The following is an 18,872-nucleotide window of genomic DNA, read 5'->3' as shown; positions in this document are numbered from 1 at the left end:
GATGTTAGGTGCTTACGCTTATTTCCTGGTGTGGTTCGGCCTGGGGGGCATTATCGGTTTCATCGTATTCCGTGACGCCCGCAGACTGGGCCGGCGCGTCGGCGAATCGCTGGCATGGGCGCTGGCTTCGGGCCTGTTGCTCCCGTTTGCCCCCCTGATTTACTATTTTCTCACCCGTCGTGACTGGCAGAAGGAAACCGCCGGTGAGCTTCCGGTTGATGATGAGTCCGCCAATCCTGTCGTTCGTTTTCTGCGGTCGGCCGGCCGTAACCGGGGCACCCTTGCGGTGGTCTTGATGATCCTGTTCAGCGTGGGGGGTAATCTTTACAACAACGGCTGGTTTTGCTTCAACTTCAGCAGTTCGGCGGACGTCGATCCGCTGACTGTTCAATGGCAGAGCGGTATCGGCGCCTGCTTCGACGGGGAGTACCTGTGGGTGGCCGACGACGGTAGCCGCGCGGTTCGCAAGGTTGACCCGGGTGACAGTTCGGTGGTGGCGGATGTTCCTATTGAAGGCCGGGCTGAAGGTATGGCCTTCGACGGCAAATACCTTTGGGTATCGGTTCTCAGCGGGAGTTACCCGAGTGGTCACCTGGTAAAAATAAATGCCGACAGTCTGAAAACGACGGTGTATGCCCGGTGGACAGTCAATCCTGATGATTACGGTTCCTTGTATTATGACGGCAAGTATCTCTGGGGCGGCATGGGCGGCATCAGCAAGATCTGCCGCACCAACGGCATCGTTGTCGATGACCGTCTGGTCAGACATGGCCCTAACTATCTGATCTCTGATGGTCGTTATCTCTGGTCGGCCGGGCAGACTTTCTACCGGATTGATCCTGACCACAGCAATATCGTTGACTCAATCGGCAGTGTGCCCGGCGCTCTTGGTGGTTCGTTGATCTTTGACGGCGAGGATTTGTGGTTTTATATCGGTCCCTATCTTTACTGGTTGGATAATGACACTGAAGGTAATCCGGTGGAGGTTGTCCAGATGGAAATGCCGGTCTACGGCGGCAACGCGGTGACCGACGGCAGCACCATCTGGATGGTGGACATCGAGGACGGCACCGTGGCCGAATTCGACATCGCCACCCGGGAAATCGTCAGCTTGACTACCTCTTATTTCACCGAAGGCACCTATGCCTTGAGAGCCGCTCTGGCCTATGACGGTCAGCATGTCTGGGTCGTCAACCGGGCTGACGGCACAGTATATCAGCTTTCTTAAAGTTGAATATCCATAAAATAAACCAGCGCAACCGCACTGGCTTTAATCACACCGGTTATGCTATCCTGAACTCCCATGAAAATACTTATCTCCAACGACGACGGCATCAACGCGGCCGGTTTGTGGGCACTGGCAACCCATGTTGCCGGCGTTGCTCCGGTGGCGGTAACCGCCCCTGACCGAGAACAAAGTGCCACCGGCACCGCCATCACCCTGCGGCAGCCGCTCAGGGTGCGCAAGGCAGACTCACCCATTAACGGCACGGAGTGCTTTGCCGTTGAAGGCATGCCCGGCGACGCGGTCATTCTGGCGCTGGAAAACCTGATAGAAGGCCCGGTGAACCTGGTTATATCCGGCATCAACAACGGTCCCAATATGGGCGATGACGTTCTTATTTCCGGTACGGTCGGCGCTGCCCTGCAGGGCTATCTCCGGAACATTCCCGCCGTAGCCATCTCCAGTGCCGGGGTGGATTCGGCCAACCTGGAAATACCCGCCGGATTAGCCGCCATCGTCGCCGGCGATATACTGGCCGGTAAATTGCCAAAGGATATCTTTTTGAATATAAACGTTCCGGACCTGCCGCTGGAGAAAATCAAGGGGATTGAACTGACGGTACTGGCACACAAGACTAACATCGACAGCGTCAAGGAAGGCCACGACGGACGCCGCGAGTTCTACTGGCTGGTGCGCCGCCAGCTTGATTTCGAGGCCATTGCCGGCACCGACATCAAGGCCATTGAACAGGCCCGCATCTCGGTTACCGAACTCCATACGAATCTTTTCCGCAGGCCTCACGCGGCTGACCTGGATAAAGTGTGTCAAGACTGGTTCCACAGGCTCAAAAACGGCTCTTGACCGTTTTTAACGTGCCGGGGACTGCAATAATTTGTCCCGGTATAGTATAATTAGTGTGTAAATAGTCCGCTTGTATCCCTCACCGGAACGAGACGGCAATAGCCAGGAAGGAAATGCCTTCTCCGCTTTGCCGGGAAGGCATTCGGTTTTTCTATGACTGCTAAATCATTAAAGATAGGATTCATCGGCGCCGGCAGGATGGGTACCGCGCTGGCGGTCGGGCTGGAGACTGCAGGCTACGACGTGACCGCTGTTGCCAGCCGCAGCTTTAGCTCAGCGGAACTGCTGGCCGATAAACTCCCGAACGCTGTTGCCGCCGCGGAACCGCAGCAGGCAGTTGACGGCACCGACCTTGTTTTTATCACCACTCCAGATGGAGCCATAGCGGAGACAGCCGGGGCATTGCATGCCCGGCCTGGGCAGATGTTCTGCCACGTTTCGGCGGCCACATCACGGGAAGCGCTCGGAAGCCTAGTTGCCCAGGGAGCGGCAACCGGTGTTTTTCATCCCCTGCAAAGCGCCGCCTCTCCAAAACAGGCAGCCATCCAGCCCGGCATTACCTTTGTCGCGGAAGCCGCCGAGCCGCTTCTGAACCTACTTAAAACAATGGCGGTAAAGCTGGGCGGCCGGGTGATTGAACTGTCCGCCGATGACCGGGTGCTGTATCATGCCTCGGCGGTCATGGCGTCCAACTACCTGGTAACGCTGGCCGGCAAAGCCGCCGGACTGTGGCGGACTTTCGCTGACAAAGAACAAGCGATGGCGGCGCTGCTGCCGCTCATCCGGGGTACGGTTGATAATATGGAAAACATCGGAATACCGGGATGCCTCACCGGTCCGGTAGCCCGCGGTGATACCGCGACAGTGCGGACACACCTGGAGGCGCTGGCCGGACGGGCACCGGAGGCGCTCAATATTTACCGGTGCATGGCCATGGAAACCATACCGCTGGCCGCCGCCGCGGGCGGTCTTGACCGGCAGGGAGCTGCCGAACTTAGACAACTACTGGAGAATGAATAATGAGAACCATGCTTAACAGTAAAATACACCGCGCCCGGGTAACCCGCTGCGACCTGGATTATGAGGGCAGCATCACCATTGACCGTGAACTGCTGGAAGCATCCGGCATCCTGCCGTTTGAACGGGTACAGGTACTGAATCTTAACAACGGTCAGCGCTTCGACACTTATGTTATCGAGGGTGAAACCGGCAGCGGCGAAATCGGGCTGAACGGAGCGGCTGCCCGGTGTGCCGTTAAGGGTGATATGGTCATCATTCTCAGTTACGTGCAGGTATCGGAGGAAAAATTGGCGCAACATACGCCAAAGCTGGTCTACGTTGACGCGTTCAACCGAATTACCTCAGTTAAAGACCCATCAGGGGTTATCCCCGCCTAGGAGGACTATTATGAGAACCACCATACAGCAGGTGCGTGACTTCAAAACCCGGGGCGAAAAATTCTCCATGCTCACCGCCTACGACTATCCCACGGCACAGCTGATTGACCGGGCCGGCATTCCCCTCATCCTGGTAGGTGACTCACTGGGCACGGTAGTGCTGGGTTATAATTCCACCATCCCGGTTACCATGGATGACATGCTGCATCATACTAAAGCGGTCACCCGCGGCAGCCGGGAGTCCATGGTCATCGCTGATATGCCCTTTATGACTTATCACATCACCCTGGATGAAACGCTCAGAAATGCCGCGCGTTTCATCCAGGAAGCAGGCGCTAACGCGGTCAAACTGGAGGGCGGCGTTATCGTGGCTGATAAAGTAAAAAAGCTGGTTGACTGCGGCATACCGGTCATGGGTCACATCGGTCTGACGCCTCAATCAGTCAACCAGCTCAGCGGGCATAAAGTCCAGGGGCGCAGCCTGGAAGCGGCCCGGAAACTACTTGCTGACGCCCGGGCGCTGGAAGCCGCCGGCGCCTTCGCGGTGGTCCTGGAAACCATGCCCTCCCGGCTGTCAGCATTTATCTCCGCCAGTCTAAGTATCCCCACCATCGGCATCGGCGCTGGAGCCGGCTGCGACGGCCAGGTTCAGGTGGTTTCCGATATGCTGGGTTTATTCACCGATTTCGTGCCGAAACACGCCAAGCAGTATGCCCGGCTGGCCGACATCATTACCGGCGCTCTAAATGATTACGCCGATGAGGTCAGAAGCGGTGCCTTCCCGGGGGATGCGCAGTGTTTTGATATGGATGACTCCATAATTGAACAGCTTAGGTCAGATGAAAGTAATTAAAACTATCGGGCAACTGCGGCGTTACCGCGGCGGCCTTACCGGACGCGTCGGACTGGTGCCTACCATGGGTTTTTTGCATCAAGGGCACCTTTCACTGGTTAATAAATCTGTGACTGATAATGACTATACCATTGTCAGCATCTTCGTCAATCCGACTCAATTCGGGCCGGATGAAGATTTTGAGTCCTATCCCCGGGATACAGGCCGCGACCTTGCCCGGCTGGAAGCAGCCCAGGCTGATGCCGTATTCCTGCCGGACGCCGCTGAAATGTACCCGCCGAGCGCCGATACTGCGGTTGTCCCCGGTCAGATAGCCGAACGGCTGGAAGGGGCTTCACGCCCCGGTCATTTCCGTGGAGTGGCTACCGTGGTACTGAAACTGCTCAACCTGGCGCAGCCGCATAATGCCTATTTCGGACAAAAGGACGCCCAGCAGCTGGCGGTAATAAGAAAAATAGTCGCAGACCTCAACGTGCCGGTCAGAATCGTGGCCATGCCCACCATCCGCGAAGCTGACGGCCTGGCCATGAGCAGCCGCAACAGTTACCTCAGCCAAGCCGAACGGCAGGCGGCAACGGTGCTTTACCGTTCTCTTCAAATGGCTGAAAAGCTTATCAGCCGCGGTCAAACCGACGCCGATATCATCAAAAACCGCATGGCGGCAATGATAGAGACTGAGCCGCTGGCCGAAATTGATTATATCAGCATCGCCGAGGCCGGTTCGCTGCGTGAAACAGCCCATATCAAACAACCTTTCCTGGTATCACTGGCGGTGAAAATCGGCCGAACCAGGCTGATTGACAACTTTATTTCAGAATAACCTTGCCATAGACTTTCCGGGCTTTTATAATCACAGCGTTATGACAGAAACCGTGGCCAAAACTGAACTGCCGGTCATCAGCAGGCATGACCTCTTACGCCAGACGCCCTATTTTGCCGGGCTGTCGGATGGGGACCTGGCGCGGGTTGAAGAACTGGCGGTTACTGACAAGTTCGACCGCGACGAAATGATATTGCATGAAGAAGACGATAATCACTATCTCTTCCTGGTAGCCAGCGGCGCGGTCAAGGTATTCGGTACTTCCGCCGACGGCAAGGAGCAGATAACGGCTATTGCCCGTCCCGGCGACAGTTTCAACGACGTAGCCGCCTTTGACGGCAGCCCGACCCCTTCAGGAGCCCAGGCGCTGACTCCGGTTGTGGTTTACAAATTGAATGGCCGAGAACTCTTGTCAAAATCCTGCCGCTACGGAGCCCTGGCCGCCAACATCATCCGCACCCTGGGGCAGAAAATCCGTGACCTCGGAGAGTTGGTAGCCGACCTTTCCTTCCGCCCGGTAGCCGGAAGGCTGGCCGGGATACTGCTGGAACACGTACCGCAATCAGGAACGGTCAGGCTGACCCAGCGCGACATGGCATCCATGGCGGGTACCGCCAGGGAGGTGATCGCCCGGGCTTTAAAAAGCCTGGAGGAAGACGGCATTATCCGGGTAGAACGTCAACGGATTGTAATATTAAATCCGGAAGAACTAAAAAGACTGGCCGAAAGATGATTTTGGTTACATCATGGGACAAAGGTTAGGCGTAATATAAATTGGTGACTCAGATATTTATTGATCCGCTGAAGTGTGACCGTTGTATGTTATGCCTGGCTGCCTGCAGCCAGGGCAAGCTTAAGATGACGGATTCCGGCATCATTCATGATAATGACTGTGACTGCGGGGAATGCCGTAAATGTGAATACATCTGCAGCCGCGGCGCCATATCATGGCGCTATGAAATCACCCTGACCGAGAAGCGCCGCCTTAAATAGGTTTGTCCGCTTCCAGCGTCAGCGTACCCTCGTGCAGTCTCTTCAACTGTCCATTGAACTCGGCGCCGATCAACAGTATCAGGGACGACAGGTATATCCATATCATCAGCGCTATTGCCGAGCCGATGGTGCCGTACACCAGTTCGAAGTTGGCGAAATTTGATAAAAACAGGATGAATACGTAACGTCCGGCCTCAAACAGAAAAGCCGCCAGCAGGGCACCCGGCCAGACAAAGCGCCAGAGGGGCCTTTTGGTCGGCAGGAAACTGTAAAGCACCAGAAACACCAGTACTGTTAGACCGGCGCCTATGGCTGTCAGCAGTAAATTGGTAGTGCTGCCCAGCAAAGGCAAATTAGTTGCCGGTATCAGGCTTATTACCGTAGGCAGAACACCGGAAAAAAGAAACAGGAAACCGGCGCTGAGTGACAGAGCGATGTCCCGCGGCTTTCGCAGGTAGAACGGATGACGTTCACAGACACCGCAACTGCGGTTCAGGGCAATGGCGATAGCGGTGAACATATTGGAGCTGCTCCAGAATAAGGCCACCAGGCTGATAATACCAACCCATCCCCTTGAAGCGATAATGCGGTCAATATTATCGACAATTATTTCCGAGGCGACACCGGGCAGATTCTGTTCCATAAAATCAAAGATCGCCTGCTGCACCGCTTCCGAAGGCAGAAAAATCCCGGCCAGGGATATGAAGCCCAGCAGCAGCGGAAATAAAGATAGTACCGCGAAATAAGCTACCCCGGCCGCTAGGTGAGAGGCGTCATTATCGGCCAGCCCTTCAATGGTGCCCATTACCAGCCGAACCGGCCGATAAGAAAGAACACGGTCTTTAGCCCGGTTTATTCTATCTTTCAAACGTTTTGCTATCATGATGCAGAAGCGGCCTTTCATCTTCCAGACGGGCAAGGTCATCAGTGTACTGGAATATCTGGACAATGGTCGCCGCCAGCGGCACGGCCAGCAAAACACCCCAGATTCCGGCCAGGTAAGCACCCAGTACCAGCAGCAGCAGGGCAATGGCCGGATGGACATGCAACAGTTTACCCTGTACCCGCGGTACCAATAGATTATTTTCCAGTCCCTGGATCATCAGAAACAGCAAGATTACCCAGATTACAATATCCGGATACGTTGCCAGGATGATAATAACAGCGAACAATCCGCTGACCCAGGGCCCGATGGTAGGCACCATTTCAAATAAGCCGGCTACCAGTCCCAGCAGCAGCGCCAGCCCGAAATCCACCTGCAGCAGCAGCAGACCAATAAAGGTCAGGCTGCCGACGATGCTGCCCAGCAGCAGCTGCGCCCGGATGTAGCGTCCCAGCACGTTGCTGACGATATGCATGATATTGCGGGTATGGACAGCTGCCATTCCCGGGAGCCCATGGAAAAGATTACTCCTCAGGGTTTCCCAGTCTTTCAGGATATAAAACAAAAACAGCGGCAGCGCCGCAAAGCCGAAGATAAAACCGATGGTGGTCGGGATTATCTCAAAACTCTGTGATACAAGCCGCTGGAAGGCGTTGGTAAGTTCGTTTCCCGCCCCGGCCACGAATTCATTGATGCTGGCCTGGATATCCGGCGGAAATTGCGCTCGGACACTCTCCAGCAGGTCCGAAAAATAGGTGGTTACCGCGTTGAATATCTGCGTAGCGTTGTCCATCAGCGTGGTGGCGGTGTTTATAAGCGTCGCCGCCATATAGCTTACCACCAGGACCAACAGGATCAGCAGCACCAGCAAAACAAGGCTCACCAGGATCAGCCGCTTGAACCTTTCCAGTTTCGGCGGGAAGACTACATGCCTTTCCAGCAGCAAAATAAGCGGGTGCAGGATATAAGCCGCCAGCAAACCAATCATGAACGGCAGCAGCACGCTTCTCAAGGCATAGATAAGCGCGAAAAATGCCGTTAAAATTATCAGGAACAATATCATCCGCCAATGGCGGGTGATAATGTGCTGTAACTGCACTCTAACCCCTTTTCCGCTTTTGCGTCAGATACTGAAAACAAAGGCAAGTCTGAAGTATTGGCGTCCTTCAAGACCGAACCTTTGCTTAGTTAAGCCGTCAGATGCTATTCGGTGTCGGAAAGCCGGGTTTCCATGTTCTGCCTGGCATGGGCGGCGCTTTCCTTTACCTTGTCGGCGAATCCATCAGCCCTTTCTGAGAATTCAGCCGCCCTGTCCCTTAACAGCGCCCGTGTTTCTTCGCCGGGGTGCGGAGCATAAAGCAGCCCGATGCCTATACCGACAGCGGTGCCGAGAATCAATCCCAGCGCGAAATTGCTTCCGGAGTCTTGGCTCATAATCTATTTCCTCCTATGCAGCAGACTGTCTATTCCTGATTTTACACCATGAAAAAGCGCCGCTATTTCAATCAGCGGTTTTACCAGTTCCCTGGTAGCGTACTGGGTAAATCCTTCAATGGCCCCTGATGTGTTCTCCAGGGAACGCATTATACCTTCGGAACGTTTGTAAATAGTGTTGGTTTTACGGTAAATGGATATCACCAGCAGCAGCATTACAAAACTGATAAGTATTACCAGAACGCCGGCAACAATTATTACCAGATCTCGATACCACTCAATACCCATTAAATGCCTCCGTTATATCCGTCGCAATACCGTAACTTTTATACGGAATGCTGAATTGATAATAACACGCCCCAAAAGCGCAAGCAAGTAATAAAATTACCGGATTTCCAGGTTCTGCGGTGGCAGGAATGCGGAAGCCGAGGTACACCAGGGCTAGTTATTATCACAGTACCAGCAGATAACCTCGCAGTCATTCACGTCTTTCAGGAATTTACCGGTCTTGCTGTCAGCCACCCAGCCGCCCGGCCCGCTCTCACCGCGCCGTTCCCAGAACAGGGGCCGGTTGCAGCGTCCGAAATGCTGATGAGTGCCCCTGGCGCACTCACAGCGTCCGGCGGATCTAATCCATGCTTGTTGAATTATGGCGGTAGAAAACATAAGCGAAATTAAGAACTCCGGGTGATTATAACACCTGCGGACATTATTTGTAACTCTTGCCGGGTTTCGCCTGACCGAAACGGGCGCAGCATATAGGGTAAATGTACCGGTAATCGGAATCCTCAGCGGTTATTTCCCATTGCATAAGAGGTATGTTAAAATTGCCCCGTCAATTTTGGAATTCAACGTCTTTCTGGACGGAGGTATATAAAGATGAAATTACTGGTAGTCGGTTGCGGCCAATGCGGCGGACGCATTGCCGATCAATTCGCCAAACTTAACCGGGTAGCCCGCGTGCGCCGCGGCGTAGAAATAGCTTCCAATGTGGTTGCCGTCAATAGTGATGTGGCCGATCTTTCCGGATTAGAACATATTCGTTCTGATTACCAGCATCGCATACTCATAGGCGCTCAAAAAACATCCGGCCACGGTGTTGGCAAAATCAATGAGATGGGCGCCGAAATAGCCCGTGAAGACGGTGATAAACTGATTGAATCCATCAAGAACACTTCCAAGCTGGGTGAAACCGACGCTTTCCTGCTGATCGCCGGCGCCGCAGGCGGCACCGGTTCCGGAGCTATCTCGGTGCTGTCGCAGCAGATTAAAGAAAGATTTCCCGATAAACCGGTTTACAACATGCTGGTTTTGCCCTTCGCCTATGAGGAGTCAACTGAAGAACGCTCGGTTTTCAATGTCGGCATCTGTCTCAAATCAGCCTACCTGGTTGCCGACGCGATTTTCCTGGTGGACAACCAGCGCTTTATAAAAGCCAGCCACTCCTTAAGATCCAATCTTGATAAAATCAATTATCACATGGTCAAACCATTCTATAACCTGCTGTGTGCCGGCGAAGAAAGCAACTCTAAATACATCGGCTCAAAGGTCATGGACGGCGGTGACATCATCCAGACGCTGTCAGGGTGGACGGTCATCGGATTTGGTCAGACCAAAACACCAAAGCTGCGCTTCAACCGTAATGCTGACTTCCGGGACCAGAGCAACGAGGTACGGAAAGGAGCCGAAGCTATCAACGCTGCATTGGCCGACCTTTCGTTGCGCTGCAATCCCACCGACGCCAAGCGCGGACTTTACCTGCTGACCGCCGCTCAGGCCGATATGAGCATGGACCTAATCAACGAGATGTCCGGCGCCCTTAAAGGCATGGCCAGCGAAGCCACTATCCGCACCGGTGATTACCCCAGAGGTGATAAAACCCTGGACGTTACCGTGGTGCTGTCAGAGCTGGTCAACTCCAGCCGGGTTATGGACTACTTCAGCAAGACCATCGGCTACATCAACAACGCCCGCCGCCGCCAGTCCGGTCTGGAGTACGGCTTCCGGGGAGTTGAAGAGTCCTTCAAGGACATCCCCTCGTTGCTATAATCTGTTTGAGACGCAAAAAAGGGCTAGTGAGTGCACCAGCCCTTTTTTAACGCCTAATACCGCCAATACCAGCTATTCTTCCGGTGGTTCCGGCGGCAGGTTCTTGGCTTCCTTAAACATCTGCTCCAGCATTTCCATGCGGTTTTTCATCACCTCTCGTGACGAGGCAGGTGGCTGTTCCTGCCCGGACGCGTCATCATCTTTTGCCGCATCTGTTTCTCGGGTCGGCGCCGTTTTCTTTTCATCAGCCGGCTTGGCGGCTTTTTTCGGCTGGGGCTTTTTCAATTCATCCCCGGTTTCGGCTACCAGCTGACGGGTCACGCTGCCGATTTCTCCGGCTTCCTGTATCAATTCCTGGAAGGTTTTTATCCATGAACGGGCTGCTTCCTGGGCTGCCCTGCGGGCCGCCTTAGCGGCGTCTTTAGCCGCTTTGGTTGACTCCTCACTGGAGAGCCGGGCGGCTTCCATTAACTGCTGCATACGTGCAATGGTTTCCTTTGACGACGCGGTTGAAGCCTCGGCTGCTTCCCGGGTAGTGCGCGCCTGTTCTTCCAGCATCTGAATATGAGATTGTGTTTCCCTGGTCCAATCAGCCACGCTTTGCTTGGCCTCTTCGGTAATGACCGCCACCCGCTCCACCGCTTCCCGGGAAACCCTGACTGATTCCTCAGCCGCGGCTGAGGCCGCCTTGCCGGCTTCGTCGGCTTTTTCGGCGGCGTTACGGGCGTCCTGACCGGCGTTTTCCGCGGCTTCACGGGCGGAACGGGCCGCTTCTTCTGCCTTGGAAATAGCGTCAGCGGAGATACGGATGCAGTTCTCGCGAGCCTGTTCGGTCTCTTTTACCGCCTTGTCGCTGGCAGCTCTAGCCATCGCCGACGCTTTTTCAGCAGCCTCTTTAGCCGTACCGGCCGCTTCTTCCGCCCGCTGCACCGCCTGTTGCGAAACGGAGGTGGCTTTTTCACCCGCCGCTTGCGCCGATAAAGCCGTTTCTTCCGCAATCTTAATAGCTCGTTCGTAATTCTTGGCATACCCGCTCAGGGTAGTTTCCGTCTGGCGTGAAAGTGTCTCGGCTCTTTTAATAATATCGCGGGACTTTGACTCAACCGCCTCGGCAGCCTGTTTAGCTTCCAGTGAAGCCGCTTCAGCCCCGGCAATTCCCCGGGCGGCTTCGTCGGCTTTTCTGGCGGCTTCAGCGGCTGCGGCGTCAGCTTTTCGGGCGGCTTCGGAAACCTCTGAATTTACAGACTCAGCCCTGGCCACCGCTTCACTGGAGGCCCGCACACTGTTTTCACTGGCGGCTTCGGCTTTTTTGATTGCTTTGTCACTGGCCTCAATGGAAAGCCGGGAAGCATTTTCAGCTGCCTCCTTGGCTGCTTCACCGGCTGTCTGGGCCAGCTCAGCCGCTTGCTGTGACATGGAAACCGACTGCTCACCGGCTGTCCGCGCTTCTTCGGCCGCCGCCTCGGCTTCTTTAACTGCCTTGTCATAAGCCGCGGCGTATTTTTTAGATTCTTCCAGGATTTGCTGCCGCACGGATTCCGCCTGCCGCACCGCTTCCTGGGCCTTAGCTTCGGCTGCCGCCACCGCCTGGCGAGCTTCAGTCTCCGCAGACCCCAGGTCCTGCCTCATCTTTTCAGCCGCGGTTTCAGTGAAACTGTTAACCTCGGCTTTGAGGCTTTCTTCAGTCTGTCTAACCCGGTCAGTAACATCGGCCACGGCTTTACGGGCTTCGGCAACGGCATTTTCGGTATTCTGTCTGACCGCGGCAATTACTTCCGCCGCTTCAGCAGCGGTACCGCGGGCCGTATTCCGGGCTTCATCGGCTACCGACATGGCTTCCCGGGCAGTTGCCAGGGCATTCTCAGCGTCCCCTGCAATCTCCTTGGCGGACGCCTCAGCTCCGGACAGCGCCTGCCGTGCCTCACGCTGAGCTTCCGCCGCTTCTTCTTTGAGGGTTTTTACCGTATTCTCTGCCTGCTTTGAGGCCTCTCGATATGACCTGTTCAGCTCATCGGCACCCGATTTGGCGTCATCAATAGCCTTTTCAGCCCGGCTGACAGCGTCCTCATACGCCTGGGTGCACTTTTCCGCGTTTTCCCGGGCTTTGCGCGCTGCTTCTTCAGCCTGGCTGATGGCTTTCTCATAGTTTTTGGCGTAATTTCGTGAACTGTCATCAGCGCTTTTAATGGCTTTCTCAGCCTGCTTAACCGCTTCCCGGGCTTGTCTCTCGGCATTATCAACAATGGTACGCGCGGTGCGCGCCAGTTCATTCGCTTCTCTAATAGCTTCTTTGGAGGCGTTTACCGACTTATCGCCGGCAGCCTGCAGTTCTTCTTTATCTGACATGAGAACCTCTTGTGCTTGACAGATTTGTTTATTGGAGCCAGCCGTGCCTAATTGTAGCCGAGGTCTAAAGTGTTGGCAAACACATGGTGCTGAACTCAGTCGCCGCGGCGCCTGAGCTGACCGCAGGCAGCGTCAATATCAGCTCCACGCCGGACCCGTTCAGTAACCTGGAGATGACCGGCGTTCAGCGCGGAGATAAAATCCCGGGTTCGTCGGGGTGAAGACGGTCTGTACGGCAGACCTTCGGCCGGATTAAATGGAATAATGTTTACGTGACAATTGATGCCTCTCAATAATGATGTCAGGGACCTGGCATGCTGGACAGAATCGTTGATTCCATCCAGCATGCAGTATTCGAAGGTCAGCCGCCTGCCGGTTATTTGGGCGTAGCGTCGGCCGGCTTCAATTATTTCGGCAATTTTCCAGCGGGTAAATCCCGGAATTAAAGTTTTCCGCAGTCGGTCATCGGGCGCGTGAAGCGAAATAGCCAGGGTTACCGGAAGCTGTTCCCGGGACAAACGGTTGATACCGGTAACGTGACCTATGGTACTTACCGTCATGCGCCGCGGGCTTATGCCTATTTCCGCCGAAAGCAGCCGCAAGGCTTTTACCGCGGCAGTGTAATTGAGCAGCGGCTCCCCCATGCCCATCATGATGACGTGATCCACGCCGACCCGTCCCTGTCCGGGATTTTCCATCAGGAATGAATTCACTGACAGAACCTGATCAACCATCTCCCCGGCCGTCAGGTTCCGCTTAAAACCGCTCTGACCGGTAGCGCAGAATCGGCAGCCAACCGTACAGCCGGCCTGGGTGGAAATACAGCAGCTGTATCGATCTTCATGAGGCAGCCCAACCGTCTCCACCCTGACTCCATCAGTCATTTCCAGCAGCAGCTTTAAGGTACCGTCAACGCTGAGCTGAGAGTCAACAACCCGGGACCTGCCCACCGCGTATCGCTGTTTCAATAGTTCCCTAAATTCGAACGGCAGATTGTTCATTCGGTCGAAATCAGCCGCGCTATGCTTATAAATCCAGTCCGCCAGCTGGCTTCCACGGAAAGACCTGTTGCCCTCGGCTTCGGCCAGAGCCTTTAGTTCTTCCCGACTCATACCCAGCAGGGTGGTATTGTTACCAATATCTTTACCCATAACCCGCGTTATCCTGCGCCAAATAGCGGCCGCGGTTTAAAGCGGCATCAACGCTGACTATTAGCTGAAAAACGTAAAGGTCCAAGTTCACCGGTCAGCACAACGATCTATAAAATGTTTAGCCATCCCGGAGTCACTGCCGAAATGCACATGAAGGTAACTGGCCAGCAGGTTATCCCGCGGTCCCAGCACAAAACCTTCCAGCTGCTCCCGGGGTTCAATGATGCGGTAAGCCGTTTTATCCGCTTCCGGCTCCTCCAGCCTCGACCAGTGGAATAGATGCCCGCGAGTAACCTGTCCGCGGTCCGCCAGCGGCGTGGCTTTCAGATTCTCAGCCACCGTGTAACCCAGCCGCTGCAGTTTCCCCTGCATCCGGCAGCAGCCCGGCAGCAAACCAGCCATATCATATTGCCGCCCCTGGAAATCAGCTATACTCTGGGACAGGTACATCAACCCACCGCACTCGGCATAAACGGGCATTCCGCTATCTACCGCGTCCTTCAGCGCCTGCTTCATGGCATTGTTGGCTTCCAGTTCCGGCAGAAAAACCTCCGGAAAGCCACCGCCGATATAAACCCCGTCGGTGCCGGAGGGCAAAGACTGGTCGTTTATCGGGCTGAAATAACTGATCTCAGCCCCCCAGACTTCCAGTAGTTCAATATTGGCCTGGTAATAAAAATTGAAGGCTTCATCCCGGGCTACGGCAATGCGGCAGCGCCGCTCTACGGGACCGGCAGGAAACAGCGAAGGCTTTCCAATAGTCGGAAAATCTTCGGCCCGGCAGGCCAGCTCCAGCAGCCTGTCCAGGTCAATTCCTTCTTCTATCAAATCAGCCAGCTGATCAAGGTAACCGGATTCGGTACTTCCCTCGGCCACCGGAACCAGTCCCAGGTGTCGTTCGGGCAAAGTAAGAGCCGCCGCTCTGGACAATGAGCCGATAACCGGTATCCCGCAGCGATCTTCTACGGCGCTTTTGGCAGAATTATAATGACTGGCGCTCCCGGCCTGGTTGAGAATAACGCCGGCTACTTTAAGAACTGGGTCATAAGAGCAGTAACCAAGCGTCATGGCAGCGGCGGACTCGCTCATCTTGGCAATATTCAGGGTGAGTATAACCGGAGCCTGAATCAACCTTGCAATCTGCGCGGTAGAACCGCCGCCGCCTTTTTTGCGATGACCGTCAAACAGCCCCATTACACCTTCAACCAGGGCCAAGTCGCTGGTCTGATTGAAATAGGCAAAAAGCTCCCGCAGATGCTCCGCTGACAGCATCCAGGCGTCCAGGTTATGGCAATCCACCCCGGCCGCCGCTGAAAGATAACCTGGATCGATGTAGTCAGGACCGCATTTAAACGGCTGGACCTTCAATCCGCGCCGGTGCAGAGCGTAGGTTAAACCGGTAGCGATAGTAGTTTTGCCGACTCCGCTGGAAGTACCGGCAATGACAACGCGAGGAATCTTCATTCTATGTTTTATCCGCCAATAAAGTTTGTTGGATTGTATTACAGTCTATTTGCCGCGTCAATTGGCGCTATTTCTGGAGCCAGTTGGCTGACCTTCCGCTTGACGCCGCTACCCGGCTCAGTTAGCATTAGCTCCCGATGAAAGAAAAAAACGCTCACCTGACCATTGTCATTCCAACTTACAAAGAAAAGGACAACATTGAGCCGCTGGTGGAAAGAATTCACCGGGTGCTCAATGATTACCCCTACGATATTCTGATTATCGATGACAACTCCCCGGATGGAACGGCCGAGGAAGTTCGCCGCCTGGCGACTGCCTATCCGGTCAATGTAGTGGTGCGCACCGACAAGCGGGGCCTGGCATCGGCGGTGGTTGACGGCTTCGCGCTGGCCAAAGGTCAGCTGCTGGCGGTGATGGACGCGGATTTACAGCACCCGCCGGAAACCATCCGGCCTTTGCTTGACGCCGCGGTGAGCGGTGTTGACCTGGTTATCGCCAGCCGTTACATCAAGGGCGGCAGCGTCGGCAACTGGTCAGCTCTGCGCCGTTTTATTTCCGCCGGAGCCGGCTGGCTGGCTCACCTGCTGCTGCCGGGCACGCGTTCCGTGAAAGACCCGATGAGCGGCTGTTTCCTGTTTCACCGCAGTATTCTGGAAGGAGTATCGCTCAGTCCGGTGGGTTACAAGATCCTGCTGGAGATTTTATGTTTAGGCCGCTATGCTACCACATCTGAAGTGGCTTACCGCTTTGAAAACCGTCGCGCCGGTCAGACCAAGCTATCACTGCTGACCCAGGGTGACTACATCAGACACCTGTTGAGCCTGATGCACCGTTCGGGTGAACTAAACCGCGTCATAAAATTCATGCTGGTCGGAGCCAGCGGCACACTGGTCAACCTTGGAGCCCTGGCCCTTCTCAAAGAGAACATCGGGCTGCATCTGCTATTTTCAGGAGCTTTGTCTTTTGAGCTTTCTGTTGTCTGGAATTTCTTCTTTAATGACCGGTTCACTTTCCGGGGTCGGTCCCGCCCGGGATCAACCTTCGCCGGCCGGCTGGTCCGCTTCAATACCATCAGCCTGGGAGGACTCGTTATTTACCTGGTGATACTCGGTGCCCTGACCGATTTTGCCGGGCTGCATTATCTATTGTCAGCTGCCGCAGGTATCATAGCCGCCTTCGGATGGAACTTCCTGGTCAACAACTGGTGGACCTGGCGCTGATTCTGAAAAAGTAATTTTCGGGCTACTCCGTGGCCTGGTGACCCGCCATGGGGAAGTACATTTGCTCCGCGTACTCCTTCATCATCCTGGCAGCGGTGAAACGGGGCAATACGGTACCGATAGACTCTTTCATCATGGCCAGCCAGCGATGGGGTATATGACCGAGATTACGCTCATAATATAGAGGGGCCACCATCTCTTCCAGAACGTAATACAGGGCGCCGGCGTCCATGGCATCCTCGTTGTCGGCATGGTCAGGCTTGGCCGTTTCACCTATCGCCCAGCCATTGCCGCCGTTAAAGCCTTCATGCCACCAGCCGTCACGCACCGAGAGGTTGAGCACCCCGTTTACCGCCGCCTTCATCCCGGAGGTTCCGGAAGCTTCCAGCAGCCGCCTGGGGTTATTGAGCCAGACATCCACCCCCTGAACCAGGTAATGAGCCAGGTGAAGGTCATAATCTTCTATAAAACACAAACGTCCTTCAAACTCATTTTCAGCGGCATGACTGTAAACCCGGTGTATCAATTCTTTAGCCATAAAATCAGCCGGATGTGACTTGCCGGCAAAAATAAACTGCACCGGCCGCTGCGCATGTAGAATTATATTTTTAAGCCTTTCGATATCCCGGAAAAGCAGCGTCGGTCTTTTGTATTCCACAAAACGCCGCACAAAGCCGATAGTCAGCACGTCAGGGTCCAGCATGGCTCCCAAAGCCGCCATCCGTTCTCCCGATACCTGGCCCCGGCTCCATTCCCGCCTGACTCGTTCACGAATATAGTGCAGCAGTCTTTGTTTCCGTCCCTGGTGAGCCTGCCACAGCACTTCATCAGGTATTCCGGACGCGGCCTGCCACAAATCAACCTCATCCTGCCGCCTGTCCCAATCGGAGCCGATATAGCGCTCATATATGGCCGCTATTTCCGGCGCCACCCAGGTGGGAATATGAACTCCGTTGGTAATATGACCGATGGCAACATCTTTCGGGTCATCCTTCCCATACAAGCTTTGCCACATCCGGCGGCTGACTTCGCCGTGAAGCCGGCTTACTCCGTTGGCCTTCCCGGAGAGTTTCAACCCCAAAATGGTCATGTTAAACGCCTCATCAGCCGAGTCTCGGCCCAGCGACAGGAACTTCTCCTGTTCCATCTTCAGGTTCTGCCGGAAGCCGCTGAAATACTTCTCCATCAGTTCCGGGGTAAAGGTATCGTGCCCGGCGGGAACCGGGGTATGAGTGGTAAAAACAGAGTTGGATTGTACTTTACCGACGGCGTTATCTAGTTCATCACCGGCGGCCATGAATTCACGCAACCGTTCCAGCAGCAGGAAGGCCGTATGACCTTCGTTGCAATGCCATACCGACGGGTTGATTCCCAGTGACCGGAGAACCCTGACTCCGCCGATGCCTAGCAAATATTCCTGCTGCAGGCGGGTTTCCCGCCCGGCGCTGTAAAGCCTGGCGGAAAGCCCCTGGTCTTCCGGTGAGTTCTCCGGCACATTGGTATCCAGCAGATAAAGCACGCTGCGACCGACGCAAACTTTCCAGGAGGTTAAAAACACTGTTTTTTGCCCCAGCGGCAGACTCAGGAGAAAGCGGGATCCGTCGTCGTTGACTACACGGCACACCGGCGCCAAATTGAAATCCAGCTGGCGATAGTTTTCTACCTGCCAGCCGTCCTCGCTGATCCGCTGCTGAAAGTATCCTTCCGGATACATGAAGCCAACACCAACAAAGGGAATGCCCAGGTCTGATGCCTCTTTGCAGGTATCCCCGGCCAGCACACCCAGTCCCCCGGCATACATCGGCATTGAATTATGAACGGCGAATTCCATGGAAAAATATGCCGCAGGCTCTCTAATCGCGCCTCCGGGCTGCCCGGAAGCCCAGTTCCGTCCGTTGCCGTTCATTTTTGCGTCAAAGGACGCTATCACCGCATCGTATGTCTCTAAAAATTCAGCGTCTTCCGCCAGGAACTCGAGGCGTGAAGGGTCAATCTCTTCCAGCAGTCGAACGGGGTTGTGCCCTGAGTGACGCCACCAGCGACGGTCAATCTGGTCGAACATTTCCCGGGCAGGAAGGTGCCAGCTCCACCATAAATTGGCGGAAAGCTCGGCCAAACGGTTGATGCGCCGGGGTAATTGGGCTTTAATAATATCAATATCCAATAATATAACCTT

19 protein-coding genes are annotated in these 18,872 nt (G+C 54.9%); 10 read left to right on the top strand and 9 right to left on the bottom strand.

Translation table 11 applies throughout. From position 1 onward, the window contains the following. Window position 1: 1 nt before the first annotated feature. The 8 genes from ACZ48S_RS03970 to ACZ48S_RS03935 all read left to right on the top strand — a co-directional run bounded on the left by ACZ48S_RS03970 (window position 2) and on the right by ACZ48S_RS03935 (window position 6,149). Window positions 2-1,228: a hypothetical protein gene (locus ACZ48S_RS03970; protein ID WP_464214316.1), complete on the top strand. Its 1,227-nt coding sequence runs from the start codon at window positions 2-4 to the stop codon at window positions 1,226-1,228. A gap of 75 nt (window positions 1,229-1,303) precedes the next feature. Further along, the gene (gene surE, locus ACZ48S_RS03965; protein ID WP_464214314.1) at window positions 1,304-2,086 is read left to right on the top strand and encodes a 5'/3'-nucleotidase SurE; all 783 of its coding nucleotides are present in this window, start codon (window positions 1,304-1,306) and stop codon (window positions 2,084-2,086) included. A 153-nt stretch (window positions 2,087-2,239) separates the two neighbouring features. Beyond that, window positions 2,240-3,106, top strand: a complete 867-nt coding sequence (locus ACZ48S_RS03960) for a Rossmann-like and DUF2520 domain-containing protein (RefSeq protein ID WP_464214312.1) — start codon at window positions 2,240-2,242, stop codon at window positions 3,104-3,106. Beyond that, window positions 3,106-3,483, top strand: a complete 378-nt coding sequence (panD, locus tag ACZ48S_RS03955; RefSeq protein ID WP_464214310.1) for an aspartate 1-decarboxylase — start codon at window positions 3,106-3,108, stop codon at window positions 3,481-3,483. The genes ACZ48S_RS03960 and panD overlap by 1 nt, the downstream gene beginning before the upstream one ends. A gap of 10 nt (window positions 3,484-3,493) precedes the next feature. Further along, on the top strand, window positions 3,494-4,336 hold the full coding sequence (gene panB, locus ACZ48S_RS03950; protein WP_464214308.1) for a 3-methyl-2-oxobutanoate hydroxymethyltransferase: 843 nt from the start codon (window positions 3,494-3,496) through the stop codon (window positions 4,334-4,336). Continuing rightward, window positions 4,323-5,156, top strand: a complete 834-nt coding sequence (gene panC / locus ACZ48S_RS03945) for a pantoate--beta-alanine ligase (RefSeq protein ID WP_464214306.1) — start codon at window positions 4,323-4,325, stop codon at window positions 5,154-5,156. Before panB ends, panC begins: the two co-directional genes overlap by 14 nt. 52 nt (window positions 5,157-5,208) lie before the next feature. Further along, window positions 5,209-5,889, top strand: coding sequence for a Crp/Fnr family transcriptional regulator (locus ACZ48S_RS03940; protein ID WP_464214304.1), 681 nt, complete (start codon window positions 5,209-5,211; stop codon window positions 5,887-5,889). A gap of 44 nt (window positions 5,890-5,933) precedes the next feature. Further along, the gene (locus ACZ48S_RS03935; RefSeq protein WP_464214302.1) at window positions 5,934-6,149 is read left to right on the top strand and encodes a hypothetical protein; all 216 of its coding nucleotides are present in this window, start codon (window positions 5,934-5,936) and stop codon (window positions 6,147-6,149) included. On the opposite strand, the gene ACZ48S_RS03930 is transcribed toward ACZ48S_RS03935, so the two are convergent. The 5 genes from ACZ48S_RS03930 to ACZ48S_RS03910 form a co-directional block, all read right to left on the bottom strand. Next, window positions 6,142-7,017: a YihY/virulence factor BrkB family protein gene (locus tag ACZ48S_RS03930; protein WP_464214300.1), complete on the bottom strand. Its 876-nt coding sequence runs from the start codon at window positions 7,015-7,017 to the stop codon at window positions 6,142-6,144. The genes ACZ48S_RS03935 and ACZ48S_RS03930 overlap by 8 nt on opposite strands. After that, window positions 7,007-8,131 (bottom strand): AI-2E family transporter, encoded by a 1,125-nt coding sequence (locus tag ACZ48S_RS03925; protein WP_464214289.1) that lies wholly within the window; start codon window positions 8,129-8,131, stop codon window positions 7,007-7,009. The genes ACZ48S_RS03930 and ACZ48S_RS03925 overlap by 11 nt, the downstream gene beginning before the upstream one ends. Window positions 8,132-8,235: 104 nt before the next feature. Further along, a complete protein-coding gene (locus tag ACZ48S_RS03920; protein ID WP_464214287.1) occupies window positions 8,236-8,466 on the bottom strand; it encodes a YtxH domain-containing protein in 231 nt (76 codons plus the stop codon). 3 nt (window positions 8,467-8,469) lie between these two features. After that, window positions 8,470-8,754 (bottom strand): hypothetical protein, encoded by a 285-nt coding sequence (locus ACZ48S_RS03915; protein WP_464214285.1) that lies wholly within the window; start codon window positions 8,752-8,754, stop codon window positions 8,470-8,472. Between the two features lie 153 nt (window positions 8,755-8,907). Continuing rightward, the gene (locus tag ACZ48S_RS03910) at window positions 8,908-9,132 is read right to left on the bottom strand and encodes a hypothetical protein (RefSeq protein WP_464214283.1); all 225 of its coding nucleotides are present in this window, start codon (window positions 9,130-9,132) and stop codon (window positions 8,908-8,910) included. A 213-nt stretch (window positions 9,133-9,345) separates the two neighbouring features. On the opposite strand from ACZ48S_RS03910, the gene ACZ48S_RS03905 reads away from it, so the two are divergent. Further along, entirely contained in the window at window positions 9,346-10,515 is a 1,170-nt protein-coding gene (locus tag ACZ48S_RS03905; protein WP_464214281.1) for a tubulin/FtsZ family protein, read from the top strand. 72 nt (window positions 10,516-10,587) lie between these two features. Here the strand turns inward: ACZ48S_RS03905 and ACZ48S_RS03900 are convergent, their stop codons facing one another. The 3 genes from ACZ48S_RS03900 to ACZ48S_RS03890 form a co-directional block, all read right to left on the bottom strand. Next, entirely contained in the window at window positions 10,588-12,861 is a 2,274-nt protein-coding gene (locus ACZ48S_RS03900) for a hypothetical protein (protein ID WP_464214279.1), read from the bottom strand. Between the two features lie 95 nt (window positions 12,862-12,956). Further along, entirely contained in the window at window positions 12,957-14,012 is a 1,056-nt protein-coding gene (rlmN, locus tag ACZ48S_RS03895) for a dual-specificity RNA methyltransferase RlmN (protein WP_464214277.1), read from the bottom strand. A gap of 87 nt (window positions 14,013-14,099) precedes the next feature. After that, window positions 14,100-15,476: a cobyrinate a,c-diamide synthase gene (locus tag ACZ48S_RS03890; RefSeq protein ID WP_464214275.1), complete on the bottom strand. Its 1,377-nt coding sequence runs from the start codon at window positions 15,474-15,476 to the stop codon at window positions 14,100-14,102. A gap of 137 nt (window positions 15,477-15,613) precedes the next feature. Between ACZ48S_RS03890 and ACZ48S_RS03885 the strand changes: the two genes are divergently transcribed. Then, window positions 15,614-16,696: a glycosyltransferase gene (locus tag ACZ48S_RS03885; protein WP_464214273.1), complete on the top strand. Its 1,083-nt coding sequence runs from the start codon at window positions 15,614-15,616 to the stop codon at window positions 16,694-16,696. Between the two features lie 22 nt (window positions 16,697-16,718). Here the strand turns inward: ACZ48S_RS03885 and glgP are convergent, their stop codons facing one another. Then, window positions 16,719-18,860: an alpha-glucan family phosphorylase gene (glgP, locus tag ACZ48S_RS03880; protein ID WP_464214271.1), complete on the bottom strand. Its 2,142-nt coding sequence runs from the start codon at window positions 18,858-18,860 to the stop codon at window positions 16,719-16,721. Window positions 18,861-18,872 lie beyond the last annotated feature (12 nt).

The organism is Dehalogenimonas sp. NIT-SK1 (assembly GCF_055384165.1).
This window is presented reverse-complemented; position numbering and strand designations above follow the sequence as displayed.

Coding starts and splice junctions, on each gene's coding strand:
- ACZ48S_RS03970 (WP_464214316.1), top strand. CDS start 2: ATGTTAGGTGCTTACGCTTATTTCCTGGTGTGGTTCGGCCTGGGGGGC.
- surE (WP_464214314.1), top strand. CDS start 1,304: ATGAAAATACTTATCTCCAACGACGACGGCATCAACGCGGCCGGTTTG.
- ACZ48S_RS03960 (WP_464214312.1), top strand. CDS start 2,240: ATGACTGCTAAATCATTAAAGATAGGATTCATCGGCGCCGGCAGGATG.
- panD (WP_464214310.1), top strand. CDS start 3,106: ATGAGAACCATGCTTAACAGTAAAATACACCGCGCCCGGGTAACCCGC.
- panB (WP_464214308.1), top strand. CDS start 3,494: ATGAGAACCACCATACAGCAGGTGCGTGACTTCAAAACCCGGGGCGAA.
- panC (WP_464214306.1), top strand. CDS start 4,323: ATGAAAGTAATTAAAACTATCGGGCAACTGCGGCGTTACCGCGGCGGC.
- ACZ48S_RS03920 (WP_464214287.1), bottom strand. CDS start 8,466: ATGAGCCAAGACTCCGGAAGCAATTTCGCGCTGGGATTGATTCTCGGC.
- ACZ48S_RS03915 (WP_464214285.1), bottom strand. CDS start 8,754: ATGGGTATTGAGTGGTATCGAGATCTGGTAATAATTGTTGCCGGCGTT.
- ACZ48S_RS03910 (WP_464214283.1), bottom strand. CDS start 9,132: ATGTTTTCTACCGCCATAATTCAACAAGCATGGATTAGATCCGCCGGA.
- ACZ48S_RS03905 (WP_464214281.1), top strand. CDS start 9,346: ATGAAATTACTGGTAGTCGGTTGCGGCCAATGCGGCGGACGCATTGCC.
- ACZ48S_RS03900 (WP_464214279.1), bottom strand. CDS start 12,861: ATGTCAGATAAAGAAGAACTGCAGGCTGCCGGCGATAAGTCGGTAAAC.
- rlmN (WP_464214277.1), bottom strand. CDS start 14,012: ATGGGTAAAGATATTGGTAACAATACCACCCTGCTGGGTATGAGTCGG.
- ACZ48S_RS03890 (WP_464214275.1), bottom strand. CDS start 15,476: ATGAAGATTCCTCGCGTTGTCATTGCCGGTACTTCCAGCGGAGTCGGC.
- ACZ48S_RS03885 (WP_464214273.1), top strand. CDS start 15,614: ATGAAAGAAAAAAACGCTCACCTGACCATTGTCATTCCAACTTACAAA.